This window comes from Streptomyces sp. WI03-4A, assembly GCF_033792105.1.
Classification (GTDB): domain Bacteria; phylum Actinomycetota; class Actinomycetes; order Streptomycetales; family Streptomycetaceae; genus Streptomyces; species Streptomyces collinus_A.
Genome location: NZ_JARAUO010000003.1, coordinates 45,641 through 57,851 on the forward strand (window position 1 = coordinate 45,641; position 12,211 = coordinate 57,851).

Below are 12,211 nucleotides of genomic sequence, written 5' to 3' on the forward strand. Positions count from 1 at the left end.
CGAGTTGAGCAGTGCTCGACCCGAACACCACCGAAGGAGGCGTCCATGCCGCTCACTTTCCGCAAGAGCTTCCGGATCCTGCCCGGGGTACGGCTGAACATCAACCGGCACTCCTGGTCCCTCACCACCGGCGGCAAGCATGGGCCGCGACACACCCACAGCAGCACCGGACGTCGTACGACATCGGTCGATTTGCCCGGACCTTTCGGATGGCGTCGCACCCGTACGGCCAGGGAGCGTTGACGGGGCATCACCCGAATGGCCCCCCCGACAGGCGTCATCTCATATCTGAGATAACCTCGACCTCATGGCAGACGACTACCTCGTACGCATCGGCAAGCTCATCCGTGACGCCCGGCAACACCGGGGCTGGACACAGACGCAGCTCGCGGAGGCGCTGGGCACCAGCCAGAGTGCCGTCAACCGCATCGAGCGCGGGAACCAGAACATCAGCCTTGAGATGATCGCTCGCATCGGCGAGGCCCTGGACAGCGAGATCGTGTCGCTCGGCTACGCCGGCCCGATGCATCTGCGGGTGGTCGGCGGCCGCCGGCTGTCCGGTGCCATCGACGTCAAGACGAGCAAGAACGCCTGCGTCGCCCTGCTGTGCGCCTCGCTGCTGAACAAGGGGCGCACGGTGCTGCGCCGGGTGGCCCGGATCGAGGAGGTGTACCGGCTGCTGGAGGTGCTCAACTCCATCGGGGTGCGCACCCGCTGGATCAACGACGGCGTCGACCTGGAACTGGTGCCGCCCGCCGAGCTGGAGATGGCGGCCATCGACGCGGAGGCGGCCGTCCGCACCCGCTCGATCATCATGTTCCTCGGTCCGCTGCTGCACCGCGTGGACCACTTCAAGCTGCCCTACGCCGGCGGCTGCGACCTCGGCACCCGGACCATCGAGCCGCACATGATCGCGCTGCGCCGGTTCGGCCTGGACATCGCGGCCACCGAGGGCCAGTACCACGCCCGGGTCGACCGCACCGTCCGCCCCGACCGCCCGATCGTCCTGACCGAGCGCGGCGACACCGTGACCGAGAACGCGCTGCTCGCGGCCGCCCGCCACGACGGCGTGACGGTCATCCGCAACGCCTCCTCCAACTACATGGTCCAGGACCTGTGCTTCTTCCTGGAGGCGCTCGGCGTCAGGGTCGAGGGGATCGGCACCACCACCCTGACCGTGCACGGCGTGCCGAACATCGACGTCGACGTGGACTACTCCCCCTCCGAGGACCCGGTCGAGGCGATGAGCCTGCTGGCCGCCGCCGTGGTCACCGAGTCGGAGCTGACGGTGCGCCGGGTCCCGATCGAGTTCCTGGAGATCGAGCTGGCCGTCCTGGAGGAGATGGGCCTCGACCACGACCGCAGCCCCGAGTACTTCGCGGACAACGGCCGCACCCGGCTGGTCGACCTCACGGTCCGCCCCTCCAAGCTCGAGGCCCCGATCGACAAGATCCACCCCATGCCCTTCCCGGGCCTGAACATCGACAACGTCCCCTTCTTCGCCGCCATCGCGGCCGTGGCACAGGGCCAGACCCTCATCCACGACTGGGTCTACGACAACCGCGCCATCTACCTGACGGACCTCAACCGCCTGGGCGGCCGCCTCCAGCTCCTCGACCCGCACCGCGTCCTGGTCGAGGGCCCCACCCGCTGGCGCGCCGCCGAGATGATGTGCCCGCCGGCCCTGCGCCCCGCCGTGGTCGTCCTCCTGGCGATGATGGCCGCGGAGGGCACGTCCGTGCTGCGCAACGTCTACGTCATCAACCGCGGTTACGAGGACCTCGCGGAGCGGCTGAACTCGATCGGGGCGCAGATCGAGATCTTCCGGGACATCTGAGCAACGGCTGCCGCACCCTGACCGGGCTTCACCGACGTGGGCCTGGAGGGGGTGCGGCGGTGTCCGCGGGCGCTTGCTCGCGCACGTCCGGCCGCAGGGCGCACGTCGTAGGGGAAGATTCCTCAACTCCGGCACATCCGCCGACCGATCGACTTTGATCATCTGTTTGCACTTTCATGGCAAACTTGGCGAACGCATGTACATGTGATGCGACAGTGCGACGGCTGGACGACGGGGGGCTGACATCATGTCGTGGGACGAGGAATGGGCACAGCTCAAAGCAGATGCCCTTGCCAGGCAACCACATTCGGCACACACGCAGTTGAACCAGCTGCCCGCCGACATGGGCGGTGGCGGATCAGCCGCTGGGCCGTCCGGACACGGGGACGGGTTCGCCGTGAACGCTGCCTCCATCAACGGCAGTTCTCATGTCCTGCTCGAGATCGCGGGAGTCCTGTACGAGGGGCGCATGGACGGAGAGAACGCGACGATGTGCCGTGCTCCCCGAGCCCATCCAGACGTAGCCTCGAACGCCGAGACCTTCGCACGGTTCGCCCAGGACCAGTACGACGACGCGGTGGTGCTGCTGGCGGCACTGGCCGGCAAGCTCAGGTCGGCCGACAACACGTACACGAAGTACGACGACGGGGTGCACGCCAAGCTGAACTCCGTCCTGACGTCCGGGCGTTACACCGAACCTGGGAACCGGTGATCCGCAGTGACCCATCGCGAGGACGTCGCGTTCCTGGAGGACGCGAACCCGGCCCTCATAGAGCGCAGTGCTGCGGAGTTCACTCGTTTGCAGAAACTCATCCACACCACCGATGAGGCCTTCCGCAAGGCCGTGAAAGTGGACTGGCAGAGCGAAGCCCGCGACCTGTACGCCAAACGGCTGAAGGAGGCCAAGGAGCTCACCGACACTCTGTCGGAAGCCTTCCGGACGGTGAGCACCGCTCTCACCACGTACTCGGACGCGGTCTCCACCGCCAAGAGTCACTACAAGAGCGGCAAGGTGACCGAGAAGCAGTTGTCCGAAGTGATGTCTCGTGAGGCCAGCGCGGTCACGCCGACTGCGCGGGCTGCCGAGCCCATGCGGCAGTGGGAGGACCTGCGGGCCAGTACCGGGGTGCTGGACTGGCTCGCGGAGGTGACCGTTGACGTCGACGCGATACGCGAGGACGCCGAGCGGTACTACCACCAGACCGGTGACCACTACGGCGACGCCCTGCGCGTGGAATCCGAAGCACGCGAGCAGTGCATTGCCGACATCAAGGCCGCCTACCGCTCTCTTCCTGACTTCCAGAGTCCCGTCGGGGACTCGGGGCAGTTCCTGAAAAGCCTGGGGCCGCTGCTCACCGAGGCACACCAGGCAAGCGACAACCCCTACGCGCAACTGCCGGGGGCGGGACCGAAAGTGGACGCGATCCCGACCATGGGCGACGACGTCGTGGCGAACGAGATCCTGTCGCGGATCGAGACCCGCATCGACGGACTGCCGAAGGCCCAGGGCAACAACTACTGGATGTGGTCCAACGACGACGACAAGCGTCGCGAGTACATCTCCGCCAACAGTGACCTCATCCGGGCCGCCGCGCACGATTCCGGCCTGCCACCCGAGATGGTCGCCGGCATCGCCTGGCAGGAAGTGGAGGGCGACCCCGGCTGGCTCGACGACGCGGCCTTCGAAGGCCGGAAGATCCTTCCTGGTCAAGAGGACCCGGACGACACGTCGATGGGGCCGCTGTCCATTCAGGTGCGCCGCGCCGCCGAGGTGCTCGGCTACGACCCGCACCACCTCACCGACATGCAGCGGGACGTCGTCGTAGGCGCCGTCAAGGACCCGTCGAAGAACATATTCATCGCCTCGGAGTACCTGGCCCAACTCAAGGCGGAGAGTGGTTTCGCCGACGTGCCGCCGGAACAGATGACCCGAGCCCAGATGCAGGAACTGGCCGCCCGCTACAACGGCGGACCGTACTACGAGGACCCGAACGCCCAGGGATACGGTCGGGGCTTCGACCGGAAACTGGACGACGCGAAGGAGGCGCTGCGGTGAGCTCAGGCGCAGGTTCGACCACCGTCGAGCGTGGAGATCGACGACCGGGGATCTCCAGCCGGATCGGCACGGGTGTGTGTGCCGTCGTGCTCGCTCTGGCGGCCCTCGTCACCGGGTACGTCGTGCTCACGGCCTACATGGTCGAGCCGGACGGGTCCTGGGACCGGCAGGCCGTCACCGGTTCTCGTGTCGCGGCCGGGGTCGGCCTGGGTTTCTGTTGCGTGCTGGCGCTGCTGACGTGGGTCTTCGTCAAGGCCGAGTGGCTGCGCCGGTGGTGGTACGCCCTTCCTGCGGCGCTGGCAGTCGCCGCGTTGCTGCGGCTGACCCTGCTTGCGCCGGGTCTTTGAGGGCGATCAAGGGTGTATCGGAAGGCGCGACAGGGACAAGTGGCTGGATTCCCCGGCGGGGTTCAGGAAACGTTGAGTGAATAGTTCCGCGAGTGTATGCGGAAGGCGGCCCGGTCATCGACGGAGGCGCCGGGCGCAGCGCCGCAGCCGCGACCATGTCACGGCGCTCGCGAACCGTCCGCTGATCGGCCCCCGGCCGGGCGTCCGGCCCGTCGCGGAGGTCCACCGCGCCTGGCACGCCGGCCAGGTCTTCCGCGACGACCCGGTTACCGGTACCGCCTGAGCACCCGCGCCGGCACCTCGCAGTCGCGGCACGCAACAGCGCCGCGTGAGCGCCGTGTTCACGTCGACTCTCGGTCATTTCGTGGAGCGACGGTGCTCCGCCGCCGCCCCTGGAAAAATACCCGGTAGGGTATGCGTCGCGACGGCTCGCGCGGCGGCCCGACGGCGCCCGGCGCAGGTCGTCGACCTCTCGATCCACCGCGCTGTCCGTGGCCGGCCGGACGTCGGCCACGGTCGGCGACGACGCGAAAGGCGCGGTCATGACCGGCACCGCAGCGGGGCCCCACGATCCGGACGCACGACGGCGACCGTCCGCGCGCACCCTCGGGGCGCGGTCGTGAGCGCCTCGCGGTTAGCGGCCGCGTCGCCGCTGCTGGAGCGGATACGGCACGGGCTGATCGGCGACGACGAGGTGCTGGACGGGCCGTACGGGCCCAAGCGGATCGTCTACGCCGACTACACCGCCTCCGGCCGCGCGCTCGACTTCGTCGAGGACTTCGTCCGTGAACGCGTGCTGCCCGGCTACGGCAACACCCACACCGAGAGTTCCCGTACCGGACTGCAGACGACCCGGCTGCGGGAGGACGCCCGCCGGATCGTGCGGGACGCGGTCGGCGGGACCGAGGACGACGTCGTGATCTTCTGCGGCTCGGGGGCCACGGCCGCGGTCAACAAGCTGGTCGGCATCCTGGAGTTGCGCCGGCCGGGACCGCCGCCGCCCCCGGCCGAGCGGCCCGTGGTGTTCGTGGGGCCGTACGAGCACCACTCCAACGAGCTGCCCTGGCGGGAGTCCGTCGCCGACGTGGTGGTGATCGACGAGGACGCGGACGGTCACATCGACCTCGGGGCGCTGGAGGCGGAGCTGCGCCGGCACGCGGACCGGCCGCTGCGCATCGGCAGTTTCTCGGCCGCCTCCAACGTCACCGGCATCCTGACCGACACCGATCGCGTCGCCCGGCTGCTGCACGCGTACGGCGCCCTGTCGTTCTGGGACTACGCGGCCGCCGCTCCCTACGTGCCGATCCGGGTCGCGGCGAGCGCGCCGGGCGCGGGCGACCACAAGGACGCGGTCGTCCTGTCGCCGCACAAGTTCGTCGGCGGCCCGCAGACGCCGGGAGTGCTGGTCGTGCGCCGGGACCTGGTCCGCAACCGGGTGCCCACCGTGCCCGGCGGCGGCACGGTCGTCTTCGTCGACCCGCTGGGCCACCGCTACCTGGACGACCCGGTCGCCCGGGAGGAGGGCGGCACCCCGGCGATCGTCGAATCCGTGCGCGCGGGGCTGGTGTTCACCCTCAAGCAGGCGGTCGGGACCGACACCATCCAGAGGGCCGAGGAACGCCACTGGCGGCATGCGCTGGCCCGCTGGGACGCGAACCCGAGGCTGGAGATCCTGGGCAACCGGCACGCCCGGCGGCTGTCCATCGTCTCCTTCCGGGTCCGTCACGGCGACGGCTCCCACCTGCACCACAACTTCGTGGTCGCGCTGCTCAACGACCTGTTCGGCATCCAGGCCCGCGGCGGCTGCTCCTGCGCGGGGCCGTACGGGCACCGGCTGCTGGCGATCGACTCCGCCACCTCGCACGCGCTGCTCGACGAGGTCGCGCGCGGCTGCGACGGCATCAAACTCGGCTGGATCCGCCTGAACTTCAACTACTTCATCAGCGACACCGTCCGGGACTACCTGGTGGACGCCGTCGACCTGATCGCCACGCACGGCCACCGGCTGCTGCCCGACTACCGCTTCGACCCGGGCAGCGGCCAGTGGCACCATCACGGCGGCGCCGGCGAGCCGCTGCTGCGGCTGACGGATGTCGGCTTCACCGCCGACGGCCGGATCGCCGCCCCGCCCTTCCACCGGCGCCGGCTCGGCGAGGAGGCGCTGGCCGCCCAGCTCGAACAGGCCCGCGACCTGCTCACCTCCCGCCCCGGTCACCTGGACGAGGGCCCCACCGGCCTGCCCCCCGCTTTTGAACGCATGCGCTGGTTCCCGCTGCCGCCGGTCTGCCTGGAGGACCCTCACCGACTCGCCGCGAGCTGAGGCGGCGTCCCTGCGGGGCGCCCGGGGGCCCACGCCCCCCGGGGTGACTCAGCGGGCGCGCAGTGCGGTGAGGGTCGCGTCGAGGTCGGCCGGGCGAGGACGGTTGTGGGGCAGTCTGCCCAGGACGGCCGCCATGCCGCAGGTGTCGGTGAGTGCGGAGAAGACCAGGCCGGCCGCGATGCCGGCCGACAGAAGCTGGAACGCCGGATGGATCAGCAGGCCGAGCACGATGCCGGCCAGGACCAGCGTCCCGGCGGTCAGGCGTACCTGGCGTTCCATGCTCCACCCGGACCGGGTGTCGCAGGCGGCGGGCCGCTCCAGGTCGTGGCCCGCGGCGGCCCAGGCGGTGGTGCCGCCGGCCAGGGTGGCGGTGCGGACGCCCTGCTCGGCCAGCAGCCGGCCGGCGCGCTCGGAGCGGGCCCCGGAGGCGCACACCAGCAGGACGTCACCGCGCTCGGCGGCGCCCCGGATCTCGGGCAGGGCGCGCCCGATCCGGTCCAGGGGGATGTTCAGCGCGCCGGGCAGATGGCCCGAGGCGTACTCGCCGGGCGTGCGCACGTCGATGACGGCCGGCTCGCGCAGTCGCTCGCCGATCTCGTCGACGCGCAGGGTGAGGGGGGTGTGGGGGACGTTCATGGCGGGGGATCCTTCTTGGTCGACGCCGTCCCGAACCGGGACGTACAGTACCCCTAGGGGTATCGGTCGAGGAGCGATGGTGGAACTGGAACTCGCGGGTGCGGAGCTGAAGTCCGTCCTGAACCGTCTGCGCCGCGCGCAGGGCCAGATTTCCGGCGTGATCCGGATGATCGAGGAGGGCCGTGACTGCGAGGACGTGATCACGCAGCTCGCCGCCGCGTCCCGGGCGCTGGACCGCGCCGGTTTCGCGCTCATCGCGACGGGTCTGCAGCAGTGCATGACCGACGTGGAGTCCGGCCGCGCGAACGGCGAGAACCCCGAGCAGATGCGGGCCCGCCTGGAGCGGCTCTTCCTGTCGCTGGCGTGAGGGCCCGCGCGGGGCGGCGGACGGCTCCGCGCCGCGGCGAGTGGGCGGCCGTGCGCCGCGGCGGGTGGGCGGCGGTCCATCACACCACCGCGTCGATCAGCATGAACGCGGCGACGGCGAGGAGCACCACCGCGAAGACGCGCTGAAGCGCGCTCCCGGACACCTTCGAGGCCAGCCGCCTGCCGTCCCAGGCGCCGAGGATCGCCGCCCCGGCGAAGGGCGCGACGACGGCCCAGTCCAGCCCGTCGGCCGTGCCGGCCCGCATCGCCAGCGCGGCCAGCGAGTTGACGGTGATGACCAGCAGGCTGGTGCCCACCGCGTCGCGCATCCGCAGGCCGACCACGCTCACCAGCGCGGGCACGGCGAGGAAGCCGCCGCCGACGCCGAGGACACCGGTGACCGCGCCGAGTCCGGCGCCCGCCGCGGCCGCCCGGCCGGGCCGTACCCGCTCGGCGCCGTCGGCCGCGGGCCTGGGGCGCAGCATGCGTAGCGCGGCCACCGCCGCCACCACGGCGAACCCGGCGGTGAGGGCGGCCCCGGGCAGCCGTGCGGCGAGCGCGCCGCCCAGGACGGCGGGCCCGATGCCGGCGGCGGCGAACAGCAGCCCGGTGCGCCACCGGACATGGCCGTCCCGGGCGTGCGCGGACTGCGCGGTGGCCGAGGTGACACCGACGACGATCAGGCTGGCGGTGGTGGCCGCGACCGGGGTGAAGCCGAGCAGGTAGATCAGGGCGGGGACGGCGAGGACGCTGCCACCGCCCCCGAGCGCGCCGAGCGCCAGGCCGATGACGGCCCCGGCGGCCAGGGCGAGCAGCAGAGCACTCACGCGACGGTCCCGTTCCCGCCCCGCGCGTCCACGACGGGCAGTCCCGCCGCGGCCCAGTCGCGCATGCCGCCGATCACGTCCACGGCGTCGGCGCCCCGGGCGGCCAGCAGCTCGGCCGCCCGCCGGGAGCGGTTGCCGGAGCGGCAGATCACCACGAGCCGCCGGGCCCGCAGCGCGGCGGGCAGCCCGGCGGCGGCGGAAGGCCCCGACGACACCGGCGGCCCTGCCGGATCTGCCGGCCCGGGCGGCCCCGCCAGCTCCGACAGCGGCAGGTGCACGGCGCGCGGGGCGTGTCCGGCCCGCCATTCGTCGGGTTCGCGGACGTCCAGCAGGACGGCGTCGGCGCGCTCGGCGGCGCCGTGGCCGGTGCGGGCGGCGGCCTCCTGGACGGTCACCCGGCCGGGGGCGCGCGCGTCTCGTCGGAAGATGCTCATCGGGGCTCTGCGCTCCTGTTCCCTCGGTGTCCCTCGGTCGGTACGTGTGGTCGGCACGGACGTCGCCGGCATGTGGCGCGGTCAGCCGAGGCGGAGCGGGAGCCCGGCGTCCGCTGCCGCGCCGAAGGCGTCGTCCACGGCGACGACCTCCCGGCCGGCCGCGTCCAGCAGGGAGGCGGCGACGGCGGCGCGCATGCCGCCCGCGCAGTGCACCCACACCTGTCCGCCGGGTATCTCGTCGAGCCGGCGGTGCAGGGTGTGCAGCGGGACGTGGACCGAGCCCTCGACGAACCCGCCCGCGCGCTCCAGGTCCCGCCGGACGTCGAGGACGACGACGTCCTGGCCCGGGTACCGGGCGGCGAGGTCGGCGAAGGTGGCCCGCGGGAAGGAGGCCGGGGTGTCGCCGGGGCGGACCCAGTCGCGCGGGTCCCCGGTGGCCGCGGCGGCGGGCCGGTCGATGCCCACGCGGACCAGTTCGCGCTGGGCGGCGGCGAGCTGCTCGGCGGACTCGGCGAGCAGGGTGACCGGCCGGCCCCAGGGGATCAGCCAGGCCAGGTAGGTGGCAAGCTGCCCCTCGGCCTCGAAGTTGAACGAGCCGGAGACGTGCCCGGCGGCGAACGCGACCCGGTTGCGCAGGTCCACCACCCACTCCCCAGCGGCCAGCCGGGCGGCGATCTCGGCCGCGTCGGCCGGGGCCGGTGGGGTGAGGTCGACCGGGGCGGGTCCCGCCGCGTTGGCCGGGGCCATGTGCGTGTAGTAGGCGGGGACGTCGTCCAGGCCGGCCAGCAGGTCGTCGACGAAGGTGTCCACGTCCCGGGTGAGGGCCTCGTTGGAGGCCTTCTCCTTGCCGATCGTGGTGGACTCCCCGTGCGCCTGGCCGGACGAGCAGAAGCTGCCGAACCCGTGCGTGGGCAGCACTGCGGTGTCGTCGGGCAGCTCGGTGGCCAGCCGGTGCGCGGAGGCGTGCTGGGCACGGGCGAGGCGCTCGGTCAGGCGGGGCTCCACCAGGTCGGGGCGGCCGACGGTGCCGATCAGCAGGGAGCCGCCGGTGAACACCGAGACCGGGGTGCCGCCCTCCTCCAGCACGTAGGAGGTGTGGTGGGGCGTGTGCCCGGGGGTCGCCACGGCGCGCAGGGTGAGCCCGGCGGCGGTGTCGACCACCGTGCGGTCGCCGTCGTGGACCGGGGTGCGCGCGAAGGCGACGCGGGCGGCGGCGGGCACGATGTAGGCGGCGCCGGTGACGCGGGCGAGCTCGAGGCCGCCGGTGACGTAGTCGTTGTGCAGGTGGGTCTCGACGACGTGCGCGATGCGCACCCCGCGCCGTGCCGCCGCCTCGATCATCCGGTCGATGTCGCGAGGCGGGTCGACGGCCACCGCCGTCCGTTCGCCGCCCGCCAGATAGCCGCGGTTGCCGAGTCCCGACACCTCGATCGTGTCGACGAAGAACACGGGGTGGCTCCCTTCCGTCGCTGGACGCCCGGGAAAATTACCCCCGGGGGTATGTCTTCGACGGTAGCACGAGTACCCCCGGGGGTATCCCGGGGGTACTCGGCGGTATGGGCAGCGGGCAGAGGAGCCCTGCCCGGCGCGATCACGGCCCGACGGGGTCGGCCCGGCGGGGCTTCTACCCGGCGGGGGCCGGGACGCGGGGCCGCCAGGGGATGCGGGTGGCGGTCAGGGTGACGATCAGGGCCGAGGCGGCGACCGTGGCCATGCCCAGGGTCAGACCGCCGGCGCCCGCCACGAAGCCGATGAGGGCCGGTCCGGCCAGCAGTCCCGTCGTCCCCATCGCGGCGACCAGGGACAGCGCGTCCGAACCGCGTTCCGCGGCGGCCACGTAGACGCACGGAGTGACGGCGGCCGCCCCCAGCCCGACGCAGGCGAACCCGAGCAGGGTGGGCAGCACCCCGCCGGCCGCGAGGGCGAGGGCCAGGCCGGTCCCGGCCACGGCGCTGCCGGTGCGCACGACGCGTCCGTCGCCCCAGCGGCCGCGCCAGTGGTCCGCGCGCACCCGGGCCAGCAGCATCATGACGGAGACGACCGCGATGCCCAGCGGTGCCACCGACGCGGGGGCCTTGACGACGTCCTTCATGTACAGCGTGGACCAGTCGTTCATGGCGCCCTCGGTGATGGTGCCGAACGCCATGGCACAGCCCATCAGCAGGGTCCGGCCGGACGGCAGGGCGGTCCGCGCCCACCTCTTCCGGGACCGGGGCTCCGCTGACCGGGCTCCGTCCGCGCGTGCTTCCGCCGGCCCGGCTTCCTCGGACCGGGCCTGCCCGGGCGGGGCTTGCGCGGGCCGGGGCTCGTCGTGGGGCAGCAGACCGGTGCGGGCGCGGGCGAGGAGCAGCAGCAACAGCGCGGCGGCCACCGCGAAGTGGGCCGGGACGGAGGCGGTGAGGGCGGTGCTGCCGGAGGCCAGCAGGGCGGCGGCGAGCAGGCCCGCGCTGAACGTCGCGTGGAGCTGGGACATGGCGGTGCGGCCGTACGCCTTCTCCAGCGCGGCGCCCTGGGCGTTCATGGCGACGTTCAGGCAGCCCACGGCGACCCCGTCGGCGCAGAGGACCAGCAGCGCGAGCGGGTAGTCCGGCACCGCGGAGAGGGCCATCAGGAGCGCGGTGAGGCACAGGGCGGAGACGAGGGACAGACGGCGGGAGCCGAGCCTGCGCATCAGGTGGGCGACGAGCGGGAAGGAGGCCGCGGCGCCCGCCCCGCAGGCCATCAGCAGCAGCCCGAGTTCGCCGGCGCCCAGGTCCAGCCTGGCCTTGAGCGCGGGCAGCCGGGCGGCCCAGGTGGCGTACTGCAGGCCCAGGAAGCAGAACAGGCAGGCGATCGCCCACTTCGCGCGGCGGAAGCCCGCGAGGTCCGGAGCCGTGGTCATCAGCTCGCCTCCCGCAGGGCCGTGGCCACCCGGGCCGACATGTACACCGCGTCGGCGCCGTAGCCGGCGGGGAGTCGGACCCCGGCGTGGGCGCGGTAGCCGTTGGCCCGCCAGAAGGGCTCCTTGCCGCCGACGGCGATCAGCGAGATCGTCCGGAAGCCGTGCGCGCCGGCCGCGTGCGTCAGGTGGCGCACCAGCGCGCTGCCCAGTCCCCTGCGCCGCAGCGGCGCGCCGACGACGAGGTCGTGCAGATGGAGGTTGGCGGAGCGGTGGGCCGCCGCCTCCGGGCGGGTCAGGTCCGGGTAGCGGAACATCGGGTACGGCAGGGCCAGTACGTAGCCGGCGATGCGGCCGTCGCGGTCCAGGACGAAACAGGTGCCCTCCCGGGCCCGGGAGCGCAGCGCGTCCTCGCCCTCGGTCAGGGCGGTGTCCGCGTACGCCCCGGCCTCCAGGGCCGCGACCTGGGGCCAGTCGGCCTCGGTGAGGCCGCGTATGACGTCGGTCATG

Annotated in this window: 13 protein-coding genes and 1 pseudogene; 8 read left to right on the forward strand and 6 right to left on the reverse strand. The window is 72.7% G+C overall.

Translation table 11 applies throughout. The features are described from left to right. Nucleotides 1–45 precede the first annotated feature (45 nt). From PV343_RS05110 to PV343_RS05140, 7 genes and pseudogenes are all read left to right on the forward strand, one after another. Nucleotides 46–243, forward strand: coding sequence for a DUF4236 domain-containing protein (locus PV343_RS05110; RefSeq protein WP_020942851.1), 198 nt, complete (start codon nucleotides 46–48; stop codon nucleotides 241–243). 64 nt (nucleotides 244–307) lie between these two features. Continuing rightward, nucleotides 308–1,837, forward strand: a complete 1,530-nt coding sequence (locus PV343_RS05115; RefSeq protein WP_319145557.1) for a helix-turn-helix domain-containing protein — start codon at nucleotides 308–310, stop codon at nucleotides 1,835–1,837. A 397-nt stretch (nucleotides 1,838–2,234) separates the two neighbouring features. After that, on the forward strand, nucleotides 2,235–2,549 hold the full coding sequence (locus tag PV343_RS05120; RefSeq protein WP_319145558.1) for a hypothetical protein: 315 nt from the start codon (nucleotides 2,235–2,237) through the stop codon (nucleotides 2,547–2,549). Between the two features lie 6 nt (nucleotides 2,550–2,555). Beyond that, nucleotides 2,556–3,893 carry a hypothetical protein gene (locus PV343_RS05125; protein WP_319145559.1) on the forward strand — a complete coding sequence of 446 codons (1,338 nt, stop codon included), beginning with the start codon at nucleotides 2,556–2,558 and terminating at the stop codon, nucleotides 3,891–3,893. Then, nucleotides 3,890–4,240 (forward strand): hypothetical protein, encoded by a 351-nt coding sequence (locus PV343_RS05130; protein WP_319145560.1) that lies wholly within the window; start codon nucleotides 3,890–3,892, stop codon nucleotides 4,238–4,240. Before PV343_RS05125 ends, PV343_RS05130 begins: the two co-directional genes overlap by 4 nt. A 145-nt stretch (nucleotides 4,241–4,385) precedes the next feature. Continuing rightward, nucleotides 4,386–4,523 (forward strand): annotated as a pseudogene (locus PV343_RS05135) (restriction endonuclease); the annotation flags it as partial. 336 nt (nucleotides 4,524–4,859) lie between these two features. Beyond that, nucleotides 4,860–6,560 carry an aminotransferase class V-fold PLP-dependent enzyme gene (locus PV343_RS05140; protein WP_319145561.1) on the forward strand — a complete coding sequence of 567 codons (1,701 nt, stop codon included), beginning with the start codon at nucleotides 4,860–4,862 and terminating at the stop codon, nucleotides 6,558–6,560. A 48-nt stretch (nucleotides 6,561–6,608) separates the two neighbouring features. Here PV343_RS05140 and PV343_RS05145 read toward each other — a convergent pair whose 3' ends face one another. Beyond that, nucleotides 6,609–7,196: a rhodanese-like domain-containing protein gene (locus tag PV343_RS05145; protein WP_319145562.1), complete on the reverse strand. Its 588-nt coding sequence runs from the start codon at nucleotides 7,194–7,196 to the stop codon at nucleotides 6,609–6,611. A gap of 79 nt (nucleotides 7,197–7,275) precedes the next feature. Between PV343_RS05145 and PV343_RS05150 the strand changes: the two genes are divergently transcribed. Beyond that, on the forward strand, nucleotides 7,276–7,563 hold the full coding sequence (locus PV343_RS05150) for a metal-sensitive transcriptional regulator (RefSeq protein WP_319145793.1): 288 nt from the start codon (nucleotides 7,276–7,278) through the stop codon (nucleotides 7,561–7,563). A 79-nt stretch (nucleotides 7,564–7,642) separates the two neighbouring features. Here the strand turns inward: PV343_RS05150 and PV343_RS05155 are convergent, their stop codons facing one another. From PV343_RS05155 to PV343_RS05175, 5 genes are all read right to left on the reverse strand, one after another. Beyond that, on the reverse strand, nucleotides 7,643–8,389 hold the full coding sequence (locus PV343_RS05155) for a sulfite exporter TauE/SafE family protein (RefSeq protein WP_133919377.1): 747 nt from the start codon (nucleotides 8,387–8,389) through the stop codon (nucleotides 7,643–7,645). Continuing rightward, nucleotides 8,386–8,823 (reverse strand): rhodanese-like domain-containing protein, encoded by a 438-nt coding sequence (locus PV343_RS05160; RefSeq protein ID WP_319145563.1) that lies wholly within the window; start codon nucleotides 8,821–8,823, stop codon nucleotides 8,386–8,388. The genes PV343_RS05155 and PV343_RS05160 overlap by 4 nt, the downstream gene beginning before the upstream one ends. Before the next feature lie 81 nt (nucleotides 8,824–8,904). After that, on the reverse strand, nucleotides 8,905–10,272 hold the full coding sequence (locus PV343_RS05165) for an MBL fold metallo-hydrolase (RefSeq protein ID WP_319145564.1): 1,368 nt from the start codon (nucleotides 10,270–10,272) through the stop codon (nucleotides 8,905–8,907). Nucleotides 10,273–10,447: 175 nt separating this feature from the next. Beyond that, nucleotides 10,448–11,704, reverse strand: a complete 1,257-nt coding sequence (locus PV343_RS05170) for an MFS transporter (RefSeq protein ID WP_319145565.1) — start codon at nucleotides 11,702–11,704, stop codon at nucleotides 10,448–10,450. Then, nucleotides 11,704–12,210 (reverse strand): GNAT family N-acetyltransferase, encoded by a 507-nt coding sequence (locus PV343_RS05175; protein ID WP_319145566.1) that lies wholly within the window; start codon nucleotides 12,208–12,210, stop codon nucleotides 11,704–11,706. Before PV343_RS05175 ends, PV343_RS05170 begins: the two co-directional genes overlap by 1 nt. Between the last annotated feature and the right edge of the window lies 1 nt (nucleotide 12,211).

What these genes read in the sequence shown, in the direction of transcription:
- PV343_RS05110 (WP_020942851.1), top strand. Translation starts at nt 46, where the DNA reads ATGCCGCTCACTTTCCGCAAGAGCTTCCGGATCCTGCCCGGGGTACGG.
- PV343_RS05115 (WP_319145557.1), top strand. Translation starts at nt 308, where the DNA reads ATGGCAGACGACTACCTCGTACGCATCGGCAAGCTCATCCGTGACGCC.
- PV343_RS05145 (WP_319145562.1), bottom strand. Translation starts at nt 7,196, where the DNA reads ATGAACGTCCCCCACACCCCCCTCACCCTGCGCGTCGACGAGATCGGC.
- PV343_RS05160 (WP_319145563.1), bottom strand. Translation starts at nt 8,823, where the DNA reads ATGAGCATCTTCCGACGAGACGCGCGCGCCCCCGGCCGGGTGACCGTC.
- PV343_RS05170 (WP_319145565.1), bottom strand. Translation starts at nt 11,704, where the DNA reads ATGACCACGGCTCCGGACCTCGCGGGCTTCCGCCGCGCGAAGTGGGCG.
- PV343_RS05175 (WP_319145566.1), bottom strand. Translation starts at nt 12,210, where the DNA reads ATGACCGACGTCATACGCGGCCTCACCGAGGCCGACTGGCCCCAGGTC.